The sequence below is a fragment of the Mesorhizobium sp. M0772 genome, from assembly GCF_040320135.1.
In the GTDB taxonomy this organism is placed as follows: domain Bacteria; phylum Pseudomonadota; class Alphaproteobacteria; order Rhizobiales; family Rhizobiaceae; genus Mesorhizobium.
Map to the genome: position 1 here is coordinate 14,409 of NZ_JAMYPB010000008.1, position 22,099 is coordinate 36,507.

Here is a 22,099-nt window from a genome sequence, read left to right on the forward strand (position 1 = left end):
TCAATTTTCAGCGCCGAAAGAAGAAGCGCCGCCAGCGAAGCTGCCAATATCCCCCCTTGAGGGGGAGATGCCCGGCAGGGCAGAGGAGGGTGCCTTGCACCCACGTGGCTAGTTATCCACCCGACCAAACGCCGGCACGTTGCCGATGACGGTGTGCTTGTCCTTGCCACAGGCGAAACTCTTCGCCTTTTCGTCCGCCAGCTTGCGCGCCTGGTCGTTGGCCTGAGGGTTGCCGGTGGCGAGCACGAGGCCGATGGTGCAGCCGTCGCGGGCTTCCATCTGGGCGACCTTGGCGACGAGCAGCACTTCGGTCGGCTTGTTCTCATCCTCGGGATTGCTGATCGAGCGGCGGTGGATCACCGCGAAGGGAACGGCAACGTCGCCCTTGGTCTCGATGCGCCATTCGACCTTGGCGCCGGACGAGTTGAAGCCGGAAAAGCTCTCCCAGACCGAGGTCATCTCGCCGCCGGGCGGAAACCCGTAGAATAGCGATTCACGCGCATCGTCGTAGGCGATCAGCACGGGATAGCCGCGATAGCCGGAGCAGGCGAGTTCGGCCCAGTCGCCGTCACCTTCCTCGGCCTGCGCATAGGTGACGCAATCCTTTTGCGAGTCGAGGTCGGTGTAGACGCTGGATATTCCGTCGGCATGGGCGGTTTGGGATAGGGCGGCGAGGGCGAATGGAACAAGCAGCAGGGTTCGCATGCGGACGTCTCCCGTGAAGTTCGCCCCAGCCTATCGCCAAATCTGCGGCCGGCCTAGCGTGCCAATCTCAACGTTGGCGCCGCCCAAATCGCCCTGCCGGGCAATTCTCCCCCTGAACGGGAGAAAGTGGCCGGCTGCGCCGCTGGCGACAACCTTGCAACGCTGGCAATTGGCGAAATCGTGATGAGAGCGTTCCTCGCCCCATTTCCGGGAAAGGATGCCGGCAGGTGAGGGGCGGCGCCAACGTTCGAAATGTTATTTCTTCAAGCTCGCCTCGATCAGCAGGTCGGCGTTGCGGGCCACCGATTGCGCCGGGCCGCCGAGGCCGAAGAGCTGGCCGCTGATATAGGCGCCTTCGATCAACAGCAGCAGGCCGTCGCCGAGCGTGTCAGGGTCTTTAGCGCCCATCGCTGCGGCCATGGCGCGCAGGCGGTGGCGCAACTCCTGCTTGTTGGCCTCGCTGACGACGCGCGCCGGATGGCCATGTTCGGGATATTCCACCGCCGCGTTGGTCATGCCGCAGCCGCGATAGTCCGGCTTTTGCGTGCGCTTGCCGACGCGAGTCAGGAAAGCCCTGAGCTGTGCCCGCGGGTCGCCGGGATGGGCAGCCACGGCTTCGTCGAAACGCTCCCAATACTCACGGTCATATTGCCTGAGATAGGAAGCGGCGAGCTCGTCCTTGGAGGGAAAGCTGCGGTAGAGGCTGGGCTTGGTGACGCCGGCGCGCTTGACGATCTCGTCGACGCCGATCGCCCGGATGCCGCGGCGGTAGAACAGGTCGTACGCCACGTCGAGGATTTTCTTGGCAGCCTTGGGCGGTGCCACTGCATGACCGTCCTTGATGGTCAGTTCAAAATTTTTGTCCGTTGGCATGGTATGACTCGATTGACGTGTTACCGACCGGTACGTATACAGGTCCTCACCCTGCAACGTACCGGTCAGTAACATGATAGCTCAATCCCGTCCGTTTGGCCAGCGCTACGCTTTCGTCGTGGTTGGCGTCATCTTCCTCTGCTTGTTGATCGCGGCCGGGCTTCGTTCCGCACCCTCGGTGATGATGCTGCCGTTGGATAAAAGCTTCGGCTGGGGGCGCGATACGGTTTCGATTGCCGCCGCGATCGGCATCTTCCTTTACGGCCTGACCGGGCCGTTTGCCGCCGCATTGATGGAGCGTATCGGCTTGCGCCGCACGCTGCTTGCCTCGCTTGTGATCATGTCGGGCTCGACCGCGCTCAGCCTACTGATGACCGAGCCATGGCATCTGTTCCTCACCTGGGGCGTGTTTTCAGGTATCGGCTCCGGCGCGGTCGCCACCGTGCTCGGCGCCACCATCGTCAACCGCTGGTTCAAGACCAATCGCGGCTTGGTGATGGGGCTGATGTCGGCCTCCAGCGCCACCGGCCTCTTGGTGTTCCTGCCGCTGCTGGCATCGCTCGCCCAGTCCGGCGGCTGGCAGCCCGTCGCTACCGCCGTCTCGATCGCCACCGCCTGTCTTCTGCCGCTGGTCTGGCTGTTGGTTCCGGAGCGTCCCGCTTCGATCGGCATGGTGCGCTATGGCGCCGGGGCCGATGACGTGCCGCCGGTATCGCCGGCATCGCAAGGCAATTTCCTGGCGCATACGCTCAACACGCTGCGCCGCGCCGCCGGCACCCGCGTCTTCTGGTATCTGTTCGCCACCTTCTTCATCTGCGGCTTCACCACCAACGGGCTGGTCGGCACGCATCTGATCTCCTTCTGCGGCGACATGGGCATCCCCGAGGTACAGGCCGCGGGCCTGCTGTCGCTTATGGGCATTTTCGACCTGATCGGGACGACGCTCTCGGGCTGGCTCACCGACCGTTTCGACCCGCGCAAGCTGCTCGGCGTCTACTACGGCATTCGCGGCCTGGCGCTGATCTATCTGCCCTATTCCGGCTTCTCGGCGACCAGCCTGATCATCTTCGCCGTGCTCTACGGTCTCGACTGGATCGCCACCGTGCCGCCGACGCTCAGGCTCGCCAACGAGGCCTTCGGTGACCGCAGCGGCCCGATCGTGTTCGGCTGGATCGTAGCCGGCCACCAAGTCGGCGCCGCCACCGCCGCCGCCTTCGGCGGCACCATGCGCGAACTGCAGGGCAATTACGAACTGGCTTTCCTGATCGCCGGCATGACGGCGATCGTGGCTGCGTGTCTGTCGCTGCTGATCAATACGAGCAGGCCGGCTTTCGATCCGGAGCCGCAAGCGGCGTAAGGCGCGGTACTAATCTCCCCCTGGTGACGCTCGATCCGGTGCGGTCGGCGTAAGCCTTTGGGTCGGTGCGAAGGATCGCTACGCCTGGAATGGGCAGCCGTCAGTCCGGGTAGCAAACCGTCGGAATCTTCGGCCACACCGCGCTGTCGCAGCCTGCAACCTGCTGCCTCTGCTTGAAAGAGGCGCTGACCGGGCCGGTGACCACGGGGTCGACGCCATCAGGGGCGTCGGCAAACATCTGCTCGGCCGTCCGGTCGGACGACGAAGCCGGATTGGCTTCCTTCACCGTGGCGGCCGATTGAGCGGCATTGGCCGCCAGCACGGCAGCGAATGCGACCGAAGCGATGAGGGGCCAAAATCGGTTGAGTTTGTCGGTCATGAATTTCGAACTACCCGGGCCCAGAAAGGTTCCCGCCTTGGTTAACAAAACCATCTCACACCGAGATGCTTAAGATTTGATGAGTATTTGGTGGTGCGCCTCCTCTTTCGCAATTGCGAAAAACCCTGTATGAGCCGCGCAACCGAAAGAGGCGGCGCCTTTTGGCCTGCTGCCTGCAACGCTCCCGAGACCACAAAATGAAAATTCGTAATATCGCGATCATCGCGCACGTCGACCATGGAAAAACCACCCTCGTCGACCAGTTGCTGCGGCAATCCGGCTCCTTCCGCGACAATCAGCGCGTCGCCGAGCGCGCCATGGATTCCAACGACCTCGAAAAGGAACGCGGCATCACCATCCTGGCCAAGGCGACCTCGGTCGACTGGAAGGACACCCGCATCAACATCGTCGACACCCCCGGCCACGCCGATTTCGGCGGTGAAGTCGAGCGCATCCTGTCGATGGTGGATTCGGCCATTGTGCTGGTCGATGCCGCCGAAGGCCCGATGCCGCAGACCAAGTTCGTCGTCGGCAAGGCGCTCAAGGTCGGCCTGAAGCCGATCGTCGTCATCAACAAGATCGACCGTCCGGATGCCCGCCACGTCGAAGTGGTCAACGAGGTGTTCGACCTGTTTGCCGCCCTCGACGCCACCGACGAGCAGCTCGACTTCCCGATCCTCTACGGTTCGGGCCGCGATGGCTGGGTTTCGGAAAATCCGGAAGGCCCGAAGGACCAGGGTTTGGCGCCGCTGTTCGACCTCGTCATCAAGCACGTGCCGGAGCCGACCGTTCACCCCGGCCCGTTCCGCATGATCGGCACCATCCTGGAGGCCAATCCGTTCCTCGGCCGCATCATCACCGGCCGTATCGAGAGCGGCACGCTGAAGTCCAACCAGGCGGTCAAGGTGCTGCACCATGACGGCACCCAGATCGAAACCGGCCGCATCTCCAAGATCCTCGCTTTCCGTGGCCTCGAGCGCCAGCCGATCGAAGAGGCCCAGGCGGGTGACATCGTCGCCATTGCCGGCCTGTCCAAAGGCACCGTCGCCGACACGTTCTGCGACCTGGCGGTGACCGAGGCGTTGCATGCGCAACCGATCGATCCGCCGACCGTGACCATGTCTTTCCTGGTCAATGATTCGCCGCTCGCCGGCACCGAAGGCGACAAGGTGACCAGCCGCGTCATCCGCGACCGCCTGCTGCGAGAAGCCGAAGGCAATGTCGCGCTCAAGATCGAGGAATCGCCCGACAAGGATTCGTTCTTCGTTTCCGGCCGCGGCGAATTGCAGCTGGCCGTGCTGATCGAGACGATGCGCCGCGAAGGCTTTGAAATCGCCGTGTCGCGTCCGCGCGTCGTCATGCAGAAGGGCGAGAACGGTGAATTGCTGGAGCCGGTCGAGGAAGTCGTCATCGACGTCGACGAGGAGCACGCCGGCATCGTCGTGCAGAAGATGTCGGAGCGCAAGGCCGAGATGGTCGAGCTGCGGCCTTCGGGCGGCAACCGTCAGCGCATCGTCTTCCACGCGCCGACGCGCGGCCTGATCGGCTACCAGTCGGAACTGTTGACCGACACGCGCGGCACCGCCGTGATGAACCGGCTGTTCCACGCCTACCAGCCCTACAAGGGCGAGCTACCGGGCCGCACCAACGGCGTGCTGATCTCCAACGAACAGGGCGAGGCAGTGGCCTATGCCATGTGGAACCTCGAAGACCGCGGCCCGATGGTCATCGACCCGGGCGTCAAGGTCTATCAGGGCATGATCATCGGCATCCATAGCCGTGACAACGACCTCGAAGTGAACGTGCTGAAGGGCAAGAAGCTGACCAACATCCGCGCCGCCGGCAAGGACGAGGCGGTCAAGCTGACGCCGCCGATCCGCATGACGCTGGAGCGCGCGCTGGCCTGGATCCAGGACGACGAGCTGGTCGAAGTGACGCCCAAGACCATCCGCCTGCGCAAGCTCTATCTCGACCCGAACGAGCGCAAGCGCTTCGAGAAGTCGGCCAAGGTTGTGGGCGCGGCGTAACGGTTTTTGTTTTGGCGAGATGGGGACGACCCAACCCATCGTCTCGACGAATGGGACAGGCTTCCCACTGGGAGCAGCCTGGCGCCCAGCCAGCTCAGCGGTGCCTCTTCAAAGGACCACAGCGGAAGCTCATAGTGTCATGATATTCTCGTTCCTCTCACTCCTCCGCACGGTATGCTAGCTGTGGGTGGAGGCGAGGTGCGAAATGCCGTTCGGGATTTCGTGCGGAGTCTTATGCAAGACGACACGCGGCGAAGGATCGCAGCCCACAAAAAGCTTGTTGGATTTGGCAACGCGGCACTGCCGGCGATCGAGTATGAGCTGGCAAAGATCGATCTGGGTAAGGTTTCCCATCGCGAAGTTTCAACGGTTGTGGCGGGCCTCGCTACTGCCCTGCACGATATTAACGAAGATGCATCTCGACGATATATTTCGGATTCGCTTGCAGGACCGATAACTCCCCTTATGCGCGCTGCGCTCCGCAGCATCGTTCGCTTTGCGATGGACGACTGGCTGCGGTCTTCAGTTGGCGACATCACTGTTCTGGAGCATGGCAAGCTCGACAGTGGTTTGGAGGCGGCGCGGCACATTGGGCACAGGCTTGCAAATGTACCTGCAGCCGATCTGATCGGCATTTCGCGAATCTATATAATCCCGGAAATCCCCGAACCCGAGTTCGCCGGCACTTACCTCCAGACAGTATCGGTCATCGAGATTGTCTGGCGACGCCCATCCAAACATTGGATTGGCAACGCATTTCGCAGATTCATGATCGAGAAAACGCTCTATCACGAAATAGGCCACCATGCGCTGCAGCATGTCGAAATGGGACAAGACCCCGATCAGGAAAAGCAGGCAGACCGCTACGCATGGAAAATGATGCGCAGGGCACATCCCAATCTATCGATGCTTACTTTCCCTCTGCGGTTCCTTGGCGCGTCTGAACGACGGAAAAATGCCAAGGATTTGGAAGCCGTATAGGATGCGTTTCGAAAGGTCGGCCAAGGTGGTCGGTGCAGCTTAAGGGCGCGCAATGAGCGACAAACTGGTCACGGCTGCGGTATTCGACAATCGGCCCGAGGCCGCGGTCTGCATATCGATGCTTCAAGCCTACGGGATTTATGCATTTTCGGCGCATCTCGATACGAGCGGGCAAAGCCTGACCCATGTGCAGGTCGCCGACAGCGATCTCGAAGCGGCCAAGGGTTTGATCGCTTCGACCTCTGAAGAGAGCGATTAACCCCTGGCCGCAGCGGCTCATCCTCCGGCCGCCGAGATGATGACTTCGCGATCCGCTTCGCCGGCTAGGTCGATGCGGATGATCGTCCCCTCGCGAGCCGGCTTGCGCAAAGCCTTGGCTCCCTCCGGAAAGACGGTCAACACCAGCTTCTCCTCCAGTGCCTGAAGCCGCGACCGCGAGATGCCGAGTTCGCCGGCGAGCAAGCGGTCGAGCCGCAGCGATGTCGGCATTTCCAGCCCAAGCCTGATTTCAAGCGTCGTTGCGCCCCTCTCGCCGAGGCTTCGCTTTTGGACCGCGACATCCGAAAATTCCTCGACGCGTCCGACCCGGTTTCGCAACGCCACGACATCGAAGGCATGGCGGCGGGCGAGTGTCGGGTCGTTGCTTTCGAGAGCGGTCAGCAGCGTCGGTTCGATGTCGCGGCGGTTGCAGCGTTCGAAGATGCCGAAATTCCACGAATTGTCGCAGTCGATGCAGCGATAGATCAGCCAGACATCAATGCGTTTGCCATTGGCGTTGACGCGGAATTTGTCGCTGCAGCGATAGGCTTTCACGGCGCTGCAGCGGTTGCAGTGGACCAGGGGTCGAGGCGCGATTTCGGGCGTGATTGCCCAGTGGATAGCGAGATGTTGGGACAAGCCGGAAGACCTTCCAGTGTGGAAGTTCTTCAGGTCGGCAATGGCGAGATGCCCATGCGGGCACGGCGTGGCGAGAGCTAGCTATGTCGGAAATCAGCTGTCACGGGCGGCAAAGCGCGCGACAACGGTTCAGCAGTGCCAAACCGGTCTCGAACCGCCGCCTGAGGAACACGTGAAATGGAGCAGGCACCGCTTAATGCGGCGCCCTGCCAAGTGTGATCAGGGGAGTTGGCGAGACCGGCGGTTACTGAGGCAAAATGAAGCTCGAAATGAATTTGGGGCGGTTCTTCTAGCGGCAAGATGCCGAGCGGGCAAGGTTCATAGGGTGTCTCGCCCTGCTCAGGCGAAGGCGATCTGTACCTTCATCGATTTGTTGCGGTCGCCGGCGATCTCGAAAGCCGCAACCGCCTCGTCCATTGGATAGATGCCGGTCAGCAGCGGCTTAACGTCGACGCGACGGTTGTTGATCAGATCGACGGCCAGCGCGAACTCGTCGTGGAAACGGAAGGAGCCGCGCATTTCGATCTCCTTGGCGACGATGAGATTCTGAGGCAGCGACATGTCGCCGCCTAGGCCGAGCTGCACGAGCACCCCGCGCGGCTTCAGCACATCGAGCCCGGCTCGCACCGCGCGCTCATTGCCGGAGCATTCGAACATGACGTCGAAACTGCCCTTCTCGACATTGTAGCCAGCGAGCTTGTCGGCATCTGTGGCGATATTGATGGTGCGGTCGGCGCCGATCTCGTTGGCCTTGGCCAGAACCGCGTCCATGACATCGGTGACGACGATCTCACGCGCGCCGTGGACACGTGCGGCAAGGATGCTGAGCGCACCGATCGGCCCGCTGCCTGTGACCAAGACCCGCTTGCCGAGCAGCGAGCCGGCGCGGTTGACGGCATGCAGCGTTACCGCGAACGGCTCGGCAAAGGCGGCTTCGTTGATGGAGACATGGTCGGCGATCTTGTGGCACTGCCAGGCCTCGGCGACGAGGCACTGGCGGAAGGCGCCCTGTATATGTGGCATCGGCATGGCGCTGCCGTAGAATCGCATGTTGAGGCATTGGTTCTGCACGCCCTGCAGGCAGTACCGGCACGCATTGCAGGGCCGGCTGGGCGAAATCGCGACGCGGTCGCCGACAGCGAGGCTGGAGACGCCGGCGCCAAGCACCTTCACCGTGCCGGCGACCTCATGTCCGAGGATCATCGGCTCGCGCAGGCGCACCACGCCGAAGCCGCCATGATTGTAGTAGTGCAGGTCCGAGCCGCAGATGCCGCCGGCCTCGACCGATATTTCGACCTGTCCGGCGCCAGGCGCGCCCGAATCGGTCTCTTCGATGCGCAGGTCTTTTGCGGCGTGGATGACGATTGATTTCACGGCCGCGATCCTTTCTCAAACCGCTGGCACGGGCAAGTCCGATCTCCGAAATGTGTCGCGTTCGTTGGCCCATCAGGCAGAGGGGTGCCAAATTGACGCCGATCGGATATTCTTCGCCATCCAACGCTCGAAGGCTCCGTCATGCACCTCACCTCGCTCCTGATCTTCGCCGCCGCTTTGTTCGTCGCCGCCGGTTCGCCCGGACCGTCGATCGCAGCCCTTGTCGCCCGCGTCATCTCGAAGGGCTTTCGCGACGTGTTCCCGTTCCTGCTTGCCATGTGGATCGGCGAGGGCATCTGGTTGTCGCTGGCGGTGTTCGGGCTGGCGGTCGTGGCGCAGACGTTTCATTTCGCCTTCGTCGTCGTGAAATGGGTGGGCGTCGCCTACCTCGCTTACCTCGCCTGGAAGATGTGGACGGCGCCGGTCGAGGCCAGGGAAGGCGAGATGCCGCGTGAGGATTCGTCGCTCAAGCTCTTCTTCGCCGGCATGGCGGTGACGCTCGGCAATCCCAAGATCATGATGTTCTATCTGGCGCTGCTGCCGACGATCATCGACCTCGCTTCGGTGAGTGTCATCGGCTGGGTCGAACTGACGGCGACGATGGCGGTGGTTCTGATCGCCATCGATCTCGCCTGGGTCGTCGCGGCCTCACAGGCGCGCAAGCTGCTCAAAAGCAAGCGCGCCATGAAGATCGCCAACCGCATCAGCGCCACGACGATGGCCGGCGCTGCCGGGGCCATCGCGGCGCGTTGACCTCTCCTACGAGGAGAAGGAAACTTTCACCTCGCCATGGCGTGGTATTCGTCGTTCGGCCGCATGTCGATGGCCGCCGCCACGCGGTTCGACATGTTGAAGAAGGCGGCGGTCGAGGCGATGTCCCAGATGTCGCGGTTGGTGAAGCCGGCGTTGCGCAGTGCTTCCCTGTCCGCCTCGACGATCTTTGCCGGCTCTTCCGTCAGCTTGACGGCGAATTCGAGCATCGCCGTCTGTTTCGGTGAAAGATTGGCAGCGCGGAAGTTCATCACCATCATCTCGCCGAGAGCCGGATCGCCGGAGAGCTGGCGCACAGCCGCGCCATGCGCGGTCAGGCAATAATAGCAGTGATTGATCGAGGAAACGACGACCGCGATCATCTCCCGTTCCAGCTTCGACAGGCCGGATTCACCCAGCATCAGATCATTGTAGGTGTCGGTAAAGGCGCGCAGCTTCTTCTCGTCGAAGGCATAGGCAAGAAGCACGTTGGGAACCAGGCCGAGCTTTTCCTCGCATTTGGCGAAATAGGCTTTTGTCGCCTCGCTCAGTTCCGCGATACCGAGGTCAAGTGCGCTGATTTTGCCGGACATGGGGTCTCCCTCCTGGTTCACCGCCGCCTGACCGTCGAATTCCTGTAATTCTTATCGAGCCGTCAAACCTTTGTCGCCAAACAGCGGTCATCTGCTACCATAGTCGTAAAAGCATGTGACGGGAGGACGACATGGCGAGCGTGAAATCCGCAGCTAAGCCGAAGAAAACAGCCACTGCCGGGGTGAAACCCGACGGGAAGCCGGCCAGGCTCGCCGACTATCTGCTGGCCCGCGCGCCGGCCGAAGACATTGCCGCCTATGACGCCGCCGACCTCAAGCGCGCCGCCGATCTGGCGGGACGCGCGGTCGCCGCCCACAAGAAGGGTCAAAGCGTCGTCGCCGTCGATGCCGAGTCGGGCGTCTCCCGCGAGGGCCGCCCGATGACGATCATCACCGTCGTCAACGACAACATGCCGTTCCTGTTCGATTCGATCCTCGGCGAGATCACAGAAACTGCCGGCGAACCGACTTTGGTCACCCATCCGGTCATCGTCGTGCGCCACGGCAAGGCCGGCGTCGACGAGATCCTCGGCGACGGCAGCGCCCTCAAGGACGATGGCAATCACGACCGGCTGAGCGTCGTCCATGTCCATATTCCGCGCCTGACGGCGGAGCAGGCCGACGCGCTGGCCGACCGCCTGCGCAAGATGCTCAACCAGGTGCGCGCCGCCGTCAGCGACTGGAAGCCGATGCTCGCCCGTCTTGACCAGGCGATTTCCGAATTCCGCTATTCCGCCGTGCCGCTCGAAAAGAAGAGCGTTGCCGAGGCCATCGCCTTCCTTGAATGGCTGCGCGACGACAACTTCACTTTCCTCGGCATGCGCGAGTTCAAATATTCGGGCGGTGCGGAGAGCGGCAATCTGGAGCGCGCCGACAAGCCCGGTCTCGGCATCCTCGCCGACCCGGATGTGCTGGTGCTCCGGCGCGGCACCGAGGCGGTGACGACGACGCCCGAAATCCGCGCCTTCCTGCATGGGCCGGAGCCGCTGATCGTCACCAAGGCCAACGCCAAGTCGCTGGTGCACCGCCGCATTTATCTCGATTATATCGGCGTCAAAACCTACACCGCCAAGGGCACGCTTGCCGGCGAGTTGCGCATGGTCGGCCTGTTCACCTCGACTGCCTACACGCGCTCGGTGATGAAAATCCCGTATCTGAGGTCAAAGGCCGAGACCATCATCGCCAAGTCCGGCTTCGACCGGCACGACCATTCCGGCAAGGCACTGATCAACGTTCTGGAGAGCTATCCGCGCGACGAACTGTTCCAGGTGCCGGTGCCGATCCTGAAGAAGCACGCCGCGGCCATTCTCGGCCTGGTCGAGCGGCCGCGGGTGCGGGCGCTGGTGCGCGCCGACCAGTTCGACCGCTTCGTCTCGATCCTCGTCTTCGTGCCGCGCGACCGCTATGACAGCGTCGTGCGCGAGAAGATCGGCACCTATCTCAAGACCGTCTTCGAAGGCCGTTTGTCGGCTTACTATCCGGCTTTCCCCGAGGGCGGGCTGGCGCGTGTGCATTTCATCATCGGCCGCTCCGGCGGCAAGACGCCGAAGGTCGAGCAGGCGGTGATCGAAGCGGCGATCCGCGACATCGTGCGAACCTGGGACGACGCGCTGGCCGAAGCTGCGGAAGCCGTCGGCGGCGATCCATCGCTGAAGGCGATCGCCGCGCGTCTGCCTGAGAGCTATCGCGATTCCTTCAGCGCGGCCGTCGCGCTGAAGGATGCGGGGCGCATCGCCGGCATCAGCACCGCCAACCCGATCGCCATCGACTATTACCGCCATGCCGAGCAGAAACCGCATCAGGCAGCGCTGAAGATCTACCACCACGGCAGCCCGGTAGCGCTGTCGCGTCGCGTGCCGGTGCTGGAAAACATCGGCTTCCGCGTCATCAGCGAGCGCACCTTCGAAGTTGGCGAGGACGGCGGCGACACCGTCTTCGTCCACGACATGGAGTTGGAGAACAGCTACGGCAAGCCGATCGACCTCAGCGATGGCGGCGCGCTGTTCGAGGACGCGTTCCTGTCGGTCTGGCGCGGCGACATCGACAATGACAGCTATAACGGGCTTGCCCAGACCGCCGGCCTGTGGTCGGGCGAAGTCAGCATTCTGCGCGCCTATGGCCGCTACCTGCAGCAAGCCGGTATCCCGCAGAGCCAGGATTTCATCGCGGCCGCGCTCAACCGCTATCCCGACATTGCGCGCGGCCTGCATGCACTGTTCGTCGCTCGTCTCGGCCCGACCGCCGAGACGGAAGGCGTCGTCGCCGCCAAGCACCTCAAGGCCAAGATCAAGGACGCGCTGGAGGAAGTCCCTAACATCGATGACGACACCATCATCCGCCGCTATCTCAACCTGATCGAAGCCTCGTTGCGCACCAATCATTTCGTTGCGGGAACGAAGGCGCGGGGCCAGTCACTGGCGATCAAGCTGGACTCGCAGGCGGTCGATGGCCTGCCGGCGCCGCGGCCGTGGCGCGAGATCTTCGTCTATGGGTCCGAGGTCGAGGGCGTGCATCTGCGCTTCGGCCCGGTTGCGCGCGGCGGCCTGCGCTGGTCGGACCGCGCCCAGGATTACCGCACCGAGGTGCTCGGCCTGGTCAAGGCGCAGCAGGTCAAGAACGCCGTCATAGTGCCGGTCGGCGCCAAGGGCGGCTTCTATCCGAAGAAGCTGCCGATGAGCGCCGTCCGCGACGCCATCTTCGAGGCCGGCACCTCGGCCTACAAGAATTTCGTTTCCAGCCTGTTGTCGATTACCGACAATATCGGGCTGGACGGTGTCATCCCGCCGGCCGGCGTTGTCAGGCGCGACCCCGACGATCCCTATTTCGTCGTCGCCGCCGACAAGGGCACGGCGACCTTTTCCGACACCGCCAACGCCATCAGCGAAAGCCACGGCTTCTGGCTCGACGACGCCTTCGCCAGCGGCGGCTCGGCCGGTTACGACCACAAGAAGATGGGCATCACCGCCAAAGGCGCCTGGGAAGCGGTCAAGCGGCATTTCCGCGAGATCAACCGCGACATCCAGGCCACCCCCTTCACCGTCGTCGGCGTCGGCGACATGTCGGGCGACGTGTTCGGCAACGGCATGCTGCTGTCGCCGCAGACCAGGCTGATCGCCGCCTTCGACCATCGCGACATCTTCATCGATCCCGATCCAGACAGGGTGGCGTCGATGGCCGAGCGCGAGCGCATGTTCGCGCTGCCGCGTTCGTCCTGGCAGGACTATGACAAGACCAAACTGTCGGAAGGCGGCGTCATCGTCTCGCGCAGCCAGAAGTCGATCACGCTGCCTGCGGCAGCGGCGGCGGCGATTGGCCTCGCCAAGACCACCGCGACACCGGCCGAGATCATGACCGCCATCCTCAAGGCGAACGTCGACCTTCTGTGGTTCGGCGGCATCGGCACGTATTTACGGGCCTCGGGCGAAACCAATGCCGAAGTCGGCGACCGCGCCAATGACGCCATCCGCATCACCGCGCTCGATTTGCGGGCGAAAGTGATCGGCGAGGGCGCCAATCTCGGCGTCACGCAGCGTGCCCGCATCGAATTCGGCATGAATGGCGGTCGCTGCAACTCCGATGCCATCGACAATTCCGGCGGCGTCAACTGCTCCGACGTCGAGGTCAACATCAAGATCGCGCTGGCGTCCGCCATGCGCAAGGGATCGCTGACCCGGCCGGCGCGCAACAAGCTGCTGGCCGAGATGACCGACGAGGTCGCCGTCCTCGTGCTGTCCAACAATTACGAACAGACGCTGGCGCTTTCCATCGCCCGCAAGCGCGGCCTTGCCGACATCGCGCACCAGAGCCGGTTCATGGCGGCGCTGGAGGCTCGGGGCCTGCTCGACCGCGCTGTCGAGACGCTGCCGTCGCCGGCCGCCCTTGCCGAGCGCGAGGCGCGTGGCGAGCCGCTGACCCGGGCGGAGCTTGGCGTGCTGCTCGCCTATGCCAAGATCGTGCTGTTTTCCGACATCGTCGCAAGCGACGTGCCTGACGACGCGCATTTCGACCGCGATCTGATGGGCTATTTCCCTGACCGGATGGCGAAGAAATATGCGGCCGAGATCCATGGCCACCGGCTGCGCCGCGAAATCATCGCCCGCGTCGTCGCCAACGATCTCGTCAATCGCGGCGGACCGTCATTCGTCAACCGGCTGCAGGAAGCCACGGGGCGCAGCGCGGCCGACGTGGTGCGCACCTTCGCCGTGGTGCGCGACGGCTTCGCGTTGCCGGCGCTCTATCGGGAGATCGATGCGCTGGACAGCCACATCGACGGCCAGGCGCAGCTCGATCTCTACCAGTCCGTCAGCCGGCTCATCTTCGTGACCAGCGGCTGGTATCTGAAGAACGATGCCGGCACCGCAGCGCTCGGCCAGCGCATTGCCGAACTGCAAGAGGCGCGCATGGCGCTGGAGCCGAAGCTGCTCTCGCTGCTACCGGCCTTCTCGCGCGAGCGGGTCGAAGAGCGGCGGCACGGCCTCTTCAAGGCCGGCGCCCCGGAAAAGCTCGCCGGGCAGCTGGCAATGGCCGATGTGGCGGGACTGATCCCCGACATCGCACTGACGGCGCGCACGGCCAATGCCGACGTCGTCGCCTCGGCCAAGGCGTTCTTCGCCGTCAGCGATGCCTTCCGCATTCCGCGCGTCGAAGAGGCGGCGCGTTCTATCACGCCGTCGGACTATTACGACCAGCTGGCGCTGTCGCGCGCCACCGACACGATCGGCGCGGCGCGGCGCGGCATCGCGGTGGCGGCTCTCGCCGGCCATGCCGGGACGGCGGATCCTGTGGCGGCCTGGCTGGAAGCCGGCGGCGAGCGCGTGGCGCGCATTCGCGAGCGGCTGCAGGCGCTGACCGAAGGCGGGGATATCACCGTGTCCAGGCTGTCGGTGGCTTCGGGGTTGATGAGCGATCTGACGGGGATGTGAGGCTCGGGACTTTACCCTCCCCCTTGTGGGGAGGGTCGCTGCGAAGCAGCGGGGTGGGGGTGCGGCACCGACCCCCACCCGGACCTTCGGTCCGACGTCCCCACAAGGGGGAGGTAGAGGCGCGGCGCCTTTCTTCGCGTCTCTATGCAGGTAGACAGCGGCGACATCCAGGTGAGGGGCAGCGCGAATCTTTGGCGGTTTGCATGAGCATTCGAAACATGCAGACATGGCGTCCGACAAGCGCGGTGTCCCGGGGGAATCATGATGGCGGCGGTAGAAACAGTGCAGCGGGCATCCGGGCGCGGCATCTGGGGATGGATGTTCTTCGACTGGGCGGCGCAGCCGTTTTTCACCGTTGTCACCACCTTCATCTTCGGGCCTTATTTCGTCTCGCGCATGGCGAGCGATCCGGTCTCAGGCCAGGCGGCCTGGGGCTACGGCATCGCTGTTGCGGGCCTGGTCATTGCCGTGCTGTCTCCCATCCTCGGCTCGATTGCCGACCAGACCGGGCCGCGCAAGCCGTGGATTGCGTTCTTCGCCTCGATCAAGATCATCAGCCTTTGCCTGCTATGGTTCGCCGCTCCCGGCTCGAACCTTTTCCTGGTGGTGCTGTTCTTTTCTCTCGCTTCGGTCGCGGCGGAATTCTCGACCGTGTTCAACGATTCGATGATGCCGCGCCTGGTGCCGAAGAGCGAGATCGGCCACGTCTCCAACATTGCCTGGGGACTTGGTTATCTCGGCGGCATGATCGCGCTGATCTTTGTCGTCGCCTGTCTGGCGGGTTCGCCGGAGACCGGCAAGACGATCATCGGCATCGACCCGCTCTTTGGGCTCGACCCGAAACTCGGCGAGGACGCGCGCGCCACCGGGCCGCTGTCGGCCGGCTGGTATTTCCTGTTCATCCTGCCGATGTTCTTCTTCACGCCAGACGCCATCAAGGGCATTCCGGTCGGGCCGGCGGTGCGCGAGGGGCTGTCGGAACTGAAGTCGACGCTGACTGAAGTGCGCCGGCGCAAAGGCATCTTCCGCTTCCTTGTCGCCCGCATGATTTATCAGGACGGCGTCAATGCGCTGCTCGCTTTGGGCGGCACATTTGCGGCAGCGATGTTCCACTGGTCGATCACCGAGATCGGCATGTTCGGCATTATTCTCAACGTCGTCGCCATCGTCGGCTGCCTGGTTGCCGCATGGCTGGACACCGCGCTTGGCTCCAAGACCATCGTGATGATTTCGCTCGTCCTGCTCAGCATCGCCACCATCGGCATCGTTTCGACCGGGCCAGGCTACACGCTGTTCGGCGCCTGGATGATGCCGGGAGCCGATAGTGGCGGCCTGTTCGGCACGGCGGCGGAAAAGGCCTACATTTTCTATGGCCTGTTGATCGGGCTGGCGTTCGGACCGGTGCAGGCGTCGTCACGCTCCTACATGGCGCGCAGCGTGACCGCAGCCGAATCCGGCCGCTATTTCGGCATCTATGCGCTGGCCGGAAGGGCCACGAGTTTCCTGGCGCCGTTCATGGTGGCGTCGATCACGCTCGCCAGCGGCTCGGCGCGGCTCGGCATGGCGGCCATCGTGCTGTTCCTGGGCGTTGGGATCGCGATATTGATCTGGACGCCGTACCCGGCGGATCAGCCGGTGGAATAGCGCCGCACTTTTCCTTCTCCCCTTGTGGGAAAAGGCAGAGGCGCTCAATGCCTGAAATGCCTCACGCCGGTAAACACCATGGCGATGCCATGCGCGTCGGCAGCGGCGATAACGTCGTCGTCGCGCATCGAGCCGCCGGGCTGGATCACCGCCGTGGCGCCGGCTTCGATCGCGGATATGAGCCCGTCGGCGAAAGGGAAGAAAGCGTCGGAGGCGACCACCGAGCCCTTGGTCAACGGCTCCGCGAGGCCAGCTGCTTCCGCCGCGTCGAGCGCCTTGCGTGCGGCGATGCGCGAGGAATCGACGCGGCTCATCTGGCCGGCGCCGATGCCGACCGTGGCGCCGTCCTTGGCGTAGACGATGGCGTTCGACTTGACGTGCTTGGCGATGCGGAAAGCGAATTTGAGGTCGGCCATCTCGGCCGCCGTCGGCGCGCGCCTGGTCACCACCTTCAGTTCGAAATCGTCGACCACCGCGTTGTCGCGGCCTTGGACGAGCATGCCGCCAGCGACGGATTTCACAGTGATGCCGCCGGCGTGCGGATCGGGCAGACCGCCGGTGACCAGCAGTCGCAAATTCTTTTTGGCGGCGATGATGCGGACAGCGTCCTCCGACGCGTCCGGCGCGATGATCACCTCGGTGAAGGTTTTTACGATCTCCTGAGCCGCTTCGGCATCAAGGATGCGGTTCATGGCGATGATACCGCCGAAGGCCGAGACCGGGTCGCAGGCCAGCGCCCTGGCATAGGCAGCCGACAGCGAAGCGCCCTCGGCGACGCCGCACGGGTTGGCGTGCTTGATGATGGCAACGGCGGCGCAGCGGTTGGGGTCGAACTCGCCAACCAGCTCGAAGGCGGCGTCGGTGTCATTGATGTTGTTGTAGGACAGCTGCTTCCCCTGCAGCTGGCGGGCCGTGGCGACGCCCGGCCGCTTGTCGCCATTGACGTAGAAGCCGGCGCTCTGATGCGGGTTCTCGCCATAGCGCATGACGCTCTCCAGCCGGCCGCCGAAGGCGCGCCAGGTCGGATGCTCGATCTCCAGCGTTTCGGCGAACCAGCCGGAGATCGCCGCGTCGTAGCTGGCGGTGCGGGCAAAGGCCTTTGCCGCCAGCTTCTGGCGGAAATCCAGCGACAGCGAGCCGATGTTCATCTCCAGCGCGTTCAGCACCGAGGCATAATCGCCGGGATCGGTGACGATGGCGACATAGGCATGGTTCTTGGCCGAGGCGCGGATCATCGCCGGGCCGCCAATGTCGATGTTCTCGACAACAGCGGCATAGTCGGCGCCGGAGCGGCGGACCTCCTCGAACGGGTAGAGATTGGAGACGAGCAGATCGATCGGCTCGATACCGTGATCGTGCATCGCCTTGGCGTGTTCGGGATCGTCGCGCACGCCGAGCAGCGCGCCGTGCACCGACGGGTGCAGCGTCTTGACGCGGCCGTCCATGATCTCGGGAAAGCCGGTCAGTTCCGAGACGTCACGCACCGCCAGCCCCGCCTCGGCGATCGCCTTTGCCGTGCCTCCGGTCGAGACCAGCTCGACGCCGGCCGCGACCAGCCCTTTGGCGAAGTCGATCAGGCCGGTCTTGTCGAAGACGGAAAGCAGGGCGCGGCGGACCGGAAGGAGGTCGGGTGCCGGAATGTTCTTGGCGGCGACGGCCATGGGCTGGCGGCCTTTCAGGGCTGATTGGAGAGCGTTGCCGGGCCGTAGCACATGACATCAGGAAATCAAGCCGGAAGCTCGATCAAGCCGGCGCCGGCAACGACGCTCAGCTGTGCTCGGGATAGCCGGCGATGCCGGTGCGCGTGAGCTGCCAATGCACTTCGGCGATCTCCGAGGCCTTGAAGGCGAGCACGATCTGGCGGCTGCGGCGCGGGCCGCCAAGGCCGGCGAAATAGATCGATTCCTCGACCTCCGGCACCACTTCGGTGCAGGTGAACACCCAGGTGTCGGCCTGGTCGGCGGTCAGCACCAGGCGGTCATGCTCGTCCTGCAAAAGGTTGATATCAGGGTGGATGTGGAAGCGCACCACGACGAAGTCGCGGCCATTGTTGCGGATCGCCGCACCGCCCGGGCGGAGGAAGCGATCCCTGCCGGCGAGCACATTGCCCTCGCTCGACAGTTTCAGCTCGCGCTCATGCAGGAAGCCAAAGCGCTGCATATAGCCGTCATGGCGGGCGATGAAGCCTTGCGTGCCCTTCTGGTCGATGCGCTTGCAAGGCACATGCTGCGGGCCGCCGAGCAAGGGTGAGCCGAGCAGGTCGTTGACGCGCAGCGAATGGGAAAACCGCGCCGACGAGGTGTCGTTGATGGTGGCGGTCGAATGCGCCGCGGTGGCACGGGCCAGCGGCCGGAACTCGGCGGCGCCATAGGTGTCGATGCCGGCATTGACGATAAAATGCTGGCGACCGGACGAGAGTTCGAAGGCCAGGCACCCGGCATGCGCGGCGTTGGACACATCGACGGCCGGCGACGGGCCGGTATCGGCAATTACCGTAACGCCGCCCATACACAGCCGCTCATAGCCGGAATGCGGCGCGTGCAGCAGCGGCGCGCCGGCGGTGTCGTCGTGGCGCAAGATGGTGGCAATGCGGTCGTGGATGGTGGCGCCCATGCCATTGAAGCGGGCGAGGCTGCCATCCTGATGGCGGAAGAAGCGCAGCGCCGGCAGCATGCGGTCGATGGCGCCCATCAGGGCGGCCGGTGGCGTTTCTGCCTGATTGGCATAGGTCTGGCGCAGCGGCAGGAGATCGGCGAGCAATTCGAGCACCGCCATCGGGTTGCGCGAAATATGGCCGCCATCGGGAAGGATCTGGCGGTCGAGTTCTTCCGCCAGGTTGCGGGTGGCGCCGCGCAGTGCCGAGGCCGGCGCCGGCAGCGACAGCGCGGCGAAGGCAAGCGCGATGCGAGCGCGCAGCCTGTCCTTGCCGTCCGGCATTTCGCGCGCCATCGAGCGGAGATAGCGGATCTGCACGGCGAGCGATTTCAGGAAGGCGCGATAGAACGGAAATTCGGCCCCTTGTAGGACAACCGAGGAGTGTTGCAACCAGGCAATGACTCGCTTGGCGGTGGTGCCGGGCTCCCAGGCTATGCCGGAAATCTGGTTGCCATGCATGGCGATCCAGTCGGAGACAAGCGCGCGTGCATTGGCGGCGGCCAGCTCGGTGCCGGCGGCGCGCATATGGCGCAGCCAACGGAAACCGTGCAGCGTCTTCACCCAGCCGCGGTTGGCGACGTCGATCTGGAATGGTGACTTGCCGCCGGTCTCGACCAGATGTCCCGACAGCGGATAGCGGCCATAATAAATCTCGAGCGCGATCTGCGGATCGGCGAGCCTGAGGTCGGGCGGTGCAATCAGGACGCGTTCGGGCGTGCGCCCGGAATAGCGCCAGCGATAGACTGGCCCCGCGCGAAGGCGCCGGCGCGTCTTGCGCCAAAACTCCTTAGCGACAAGCGTCCACAGACGTGTCGTGCTGCCGGCAGCCAGTGCCAAAACCCCTCCTCGTCGCCTGGAGATAGAGCATGCTGTCGCCCGAAAACCGCGTCACACTTTTCGGCATCATGTTCCGGTACCCCAGCACAAGCTTATATGATTCAAGAACTTATGCGAAGTCGAATTCCGCCGACATGAAGCGCCTCACGCTGCCGGCCACCGACCCGCCCCGAAAAAAGTCAAGCGCTCCGCGGGGTTAAGCCTGGCAATCCGGTACTCACTTGCGGTTGTGGCGAGACCGAAATTCGCTGGGCGACAGTTTTCGCGGTCGCGAAACAGACGGGAGAAATAGAAGGCGTCGTGGATGCCGACGGCGGCCGCAATGGACTCGATGGGCGAATCGGAGGCGGCCAGCATCTGTTTGGCGCGGTCGAGCCTCGTGCGCAGTTGGAAGGCCTTGGGCGACATGCCGGCTGCCCGCGCAAATCTGCGCCGCAAGGTTGCCGGCGACATCGAGAATTTCGCGGCGAAGGCATCGAGATCCACCGAGTCGCACGCGCAGCGGCGCAATTCGTCGATGATGGGCTGCATGTCGGCGGCATCCTGGAGGCTGGGGTTTCGTTGACGGTTGTTCCAATCCATTGCCTGGCGGGCAGCACGCACGACGATGCGATGCATCGTGGCGGCGGCTTCTGCCTGGCTCAGCATCGTATCGAGCGACAGCTCACCATGCAGCCTGTCGAACAGCCGCTGCATTTTGCCGAGGTCGCGCAAGGGGACGACAGGGGCGTCCTCGGCGATCAGCCGCAGCCGGGTGAAATCGCGTATCAAGGCGCCGTCGAAGAGCGCCCAGCGTTCGAGCCATCCCGATGCATCCGGCCCGTAGGAATGCATCCTCCCGGGAAGCAGCCAGAACAGGGCCGGCGCTCGGATCGTCTGCATGCCGGCTGTCCTGGTTTCAAGCCAGCCTTGACCGTTCTCAATCAGCACCACGGCGAATTCCGGCAATTTGCGCGCTTGGATCGCCTGCGTGACGCGATGCCGACCAATCCCTGTAACCGACAGGCCGCCGGCCGCGGCCGGTGCGGATCTGTAGAGTGCGTAAGAGAGATCGTTCATGAGCGAAAAGTCCATGGCTTCGTTCTGTCCATGGGCGAGCGTGCGAAAAGTATGGCATTTCCAGCTAAGGATGAAAAATCGCAGGTGGCTGAAATGTCAAGCTCAACAGGTGGCATGCAACGACGGAGTCCTGTTGCGTCAATCGATCTGAACGCCAACGGCAAGACATTATCGATGGCGCCGAACCGGTTGGGTCGCCTCGTGCCAACCGACGCCGGGGTCGGCATCGATGCCATTCGCGGCCTCCTTGCCGAGCAAGGCTATGTCTGGCTGAAAGGTATGCTGCCGCGCCGCGACGTCATTGGTTTTCGCGGCTGGGTGTTTTCGTATCTGGCCGACACCGGCTTGCTGCAGCCCGGGTCCGATCCCGCGCTTGGCCTGGCGGCGGCCGCCGGCACGTTCGACCGTCAGTTCGCCGATCGCCGGTTGATGGCGCTGGTTCGCTCCACCGCCTATGAAGGGTTCTGCGCACAGCCCCTGATGGCCCGGCTGATGGATGCGTTCGTCGGCGGGCTGTCCTATTTGCACAAGCGCAAGATCATGCGTTTCACCCAACCGGGCACCACTGTGGCGACGCCGGCGCATTACGACCTCGTCTATCTGCGCGGCGGCACCAGCCGCATCGTCACTGCCTGGATCCCGATCGGCGACGTTCCCGTCGACATGGGCGGCCTGGTCTATCTCGAGGGATCGCACGCCATCGGCCTCGACATGGAGGCCCGGTTCGCCAGGGACAATGCCGGGCTGAGCCCGCAGGAGCGCATCAGCGCCTACAACCGGAACATGAGCGAGGGCGGCTGGGTGTCGAAGGACCTGCCCGACATGGCGGAGCGGTTCGATACACGCTGGCTGATCGCGGATTTCGAGGCCGGCGATGTCGTCCTCCACTCGCCCTACATGATCCACGCCTCGACAACCAACCAGAGTGCGGAGGGGCGTATCCGGCTCTCCACCGATATCCGCTACCAGAATGTCGATGATGAGATCGATGCAAGGTGGGGGAAGCACTGGTCCTTGGACGACATGCTTTAGGCATGTCGTCGCGT

17 protein-coding genes are annotated in these 22,099 nt (G+C 63.8%); 8 read left to right on the top strand and 9 right to left on the bottom strand.

Annotated features, from left to right (window positions below; translation table 11 throughout):
• Positions 1–108 precede the first annotated feature (108 nt).
• Both NKI06_RS07445 and NKI06_RS07450 read right to left on the bottom strand, forming a co-directional pair.
• On the bottom strand, positions 109–705 hold the full coding sequence (locus NKI06_RS07445) for a hypothetical protein (protein ID WP_023693212.1): 597 nt from the start codon (positions 703–705) through the stop codon (positions 109–111).
• 255 nt (positions 706–960) lie between these two features.
• Entirely contained in the window at positions 961–1,578 is a 618-nt protein-coding gene (locus NKI06_RS07450; protein ID WP_352984675.1) for a TetR/AcrR family transcriptional regulator, read from the bottom strand.
• Positions 1,579–1,651: 73 nt separating this feature from the next.
• Between NKI06_RS07450 and NKI06_RS07455 the strand changes: the two genes are divergently transcribed.
• Complete coding sequence (locus NKI06_RS07455) at positions 1,652–2,935, top strand: MFS transporter (protein WP_023835196.1); 1,284 nt, start codon at positions 1,652–1,654, stop codon at positions 2,933–2,935.
• A gap of 100 nt (positions 2,936–3,035) precedes the next feature.
• Here NKI06_RS07455 and NKI06_RS07460 read toward each other — a convergent pair whose 3' ends face one another.
• Positions 3,036–3,314, bottom strand: coding sequence for a hypothetical protein (locus NKI06_RS07460; RefSeq protein WP_023753187.1), 279 nt, complete (start codon positions 3,312–3,314; stop codon positions 3,036–3,038).
• Positions 3,315–3,511: 197 nt separating this feature from the next.
• Between NKI06_RS07460 and typA the strand changes: the two genes are divergently transcribed.
• From typA to NKI06_RS07475, 3 genes are all read left to right on the top strand, one after another.
• Positions 3,512–5,341 carry a translational GTPase TypA gene (typA, locus tag NKI06_RS07465; RefSeq protein ID WP_023681424.1) on the top strand — a complete coding sequence of 610 codons (1,830 nt, stop codon included), beginning with the start codon at positions 3,512–3,514 and terminating at the stop codon, positions 5,339–5,341.
• Positions 5,342–5,575: 234 nt separating this feature from the next.
• On the top strand, positions 5,576–6,322 hold the full coding sequence (locus NKI06_RS07470; RefSeq protein WP_352984678.1) for a M48 family metalloprotease: 747 nt from the start codon (positions 5,576–5,578) through the stop codon (positions 6,320–6,322).
• Positions 6,323–6,374: 52 nt separating this feature from the next.
• Positions 6,375–6,581: a hypothetical protein gene (locus NKI06_RS07475; protein WP_023688850.1), complete on the top strand. Its 207-nt coding sequence runs from the start codon at positions 6,375–6,377 to the stop codon at positions 6,579–6,581.
• A 17-nt stretch (positions 6,582–6,598) separates the two neighbouring features.
• Here NKI06_RS07475 and NKI06_RS07480 read toward each other — a convergent pair whose 3' ends face one another.
• Both NKI06_RS07480 and NKI06_RS07485 read right to left on the bottom strand, forming a co-directional pair.
• The gene (locus NKI06_RS07480) at positions 6,599–7,219 is read right to left on the bottom strand and encodes a DUF1062 domain-containing protein (RefSeq protein ID WP_352984680.1); all 621 of its coding nucleotides are present in this window, start codon (positions 7,217–7,219) and stop codon (positions 6,599–6,601) included.
• Between the two features lie 339 nt (positions 7,220–7,558).
• Complete coding sequence (locus NKI06_RS07485) at positions 7,559–8,593, bottom strand: L-idonate 5-dehydrogenase (protein ID WP_352984681.1); 1,035 nt, start codon at positions 8,591–8,593, stop codon at positions 7,559–7,561.
• 141 nt (positions 8,594–8,734) lie between these two features.
• Here NKI06_RS07485 and NKI06_RS07490 point away from each other — a divergent pair, with 141 nt between their 5' ends.
• A complete protein-coding gene (locus NKI06_RS07490; protein ID WP_352984683.1) occupies positions 8,735–9,346 on the top strand; it encodes a LysE family translocator in 612 nt (203 codons plus the stop codon).
• 26 nt (positions 9,347–9,372) lie between these two features.
• Here NKI06_RS07490 and NKI06_RS07495 read toward each other — a convergent pair whose 3' ends face one another.
• On the bottom strand, positions 9,373–9,936 hold the full coding sequence (locus tag NKI06_RS07495; RefSeq protein WP_023681420.1) for a peroxidase-related enzyme: 564 nt from the start codon (positions 9,934–9,936) through the stop codon (positions 9,373–9,375).
• 131 nt (positions 9,937–10,067) lie between these two features.
• On the opposite strand from NKI06_RS07495, the gene NKI06_RS07500 reads away from it, so the two are divergent.
• Together NKI06_RS07500 and NKI06_RS07505 are read left to right on the top strand one after the other, a co-directional pair.
• The gene (locus NKI06_RS07500; protein ID WP_352984685.1) at positions 10,068–14,858 is read left to right on the top strand and encodes an NAD-glutamate dehydrogenase; all 4,791 of its coding nucleotides are present in this window, start codon (positions 10,068–10,070) and stop codon (positions 14,856–14,858) included.
• A 264-nt stretch (positions 14,859–15,122) separates the two neighbouring features.
• Complete coding sequence (locus tag NKI06_RS07505; RefSeq protein WP_352984687.1) at positions 15,123–16,502, top strand: MFS transporter; 1,380 nt, start codon at positions 15,123–15,125, stop codon at positions 16,500–16,502.
• A gap of 44 nt (positions 16,503–16,546) precedes the next feature.
• Here NKI06_RS07505 and purH read toward each other — a convergent pair whose 3' ends face one another.
• From purH to NKI06_RS07520, 3 genes are all read right to left on the bottom strand, one after another.
• Positions 16,547–18,163: a bifunctional phosphoribosylaminoimidazolecarboxamide formyltransferase/IMP cyclohydrolase gene (gene purH / locus NKI06_RS07510; protein ID WP_352984689.1), complete on the bottom strand. Its 1,617-nt coding sequence runs from the start codon at positions 18,161–18,163 to the stop codon at positions 16,547–16,549.
• Between the two features lie 106 nt (positions 18,164–18,269).
• Positions 18,270–19,994: a heparinase II/III family protein gene (locus tag NKI06_RS07515; RefSeq protein ID WP_352984691.1), complete on the bottom strand. Its 1,725-nt coding sequence runs from the start codon at positions 19,992–19,994 to the stop codon at positions 18,270–18,272.
• Between the two features lie 144 nt (positions 19,995–20,138).
• On the bottom strand, positions 20,139–21,068 hold the full coding sequence (locus tag NKI06_RS07520) for a helix-turn-helix transcriptional regulator (protein WP_502900579.1): 930 nt from the start codon (positions 21,066–21,068) through the stop codon (positions 20,139–20,141).
• Positions 21,069–21,227: 159 nt separating this feature from the next.
• On the opposite strand from NKI06_RS07520, the gene NKI06_RS07525 reads away from it, so the two are divergent.
• Entirely contained in the window at positions 21,228–22,085 is an 858-nt protein-coding gene (locus tag NKI06_RS07525) for a phytanoyl-CoA dioxygenase family protein (RefSeq protein WP_502900580.1), read from the top strand.
• The last annotated feature ends 14 nt before the right edge of the window (positions 22,086–22,099 follow it).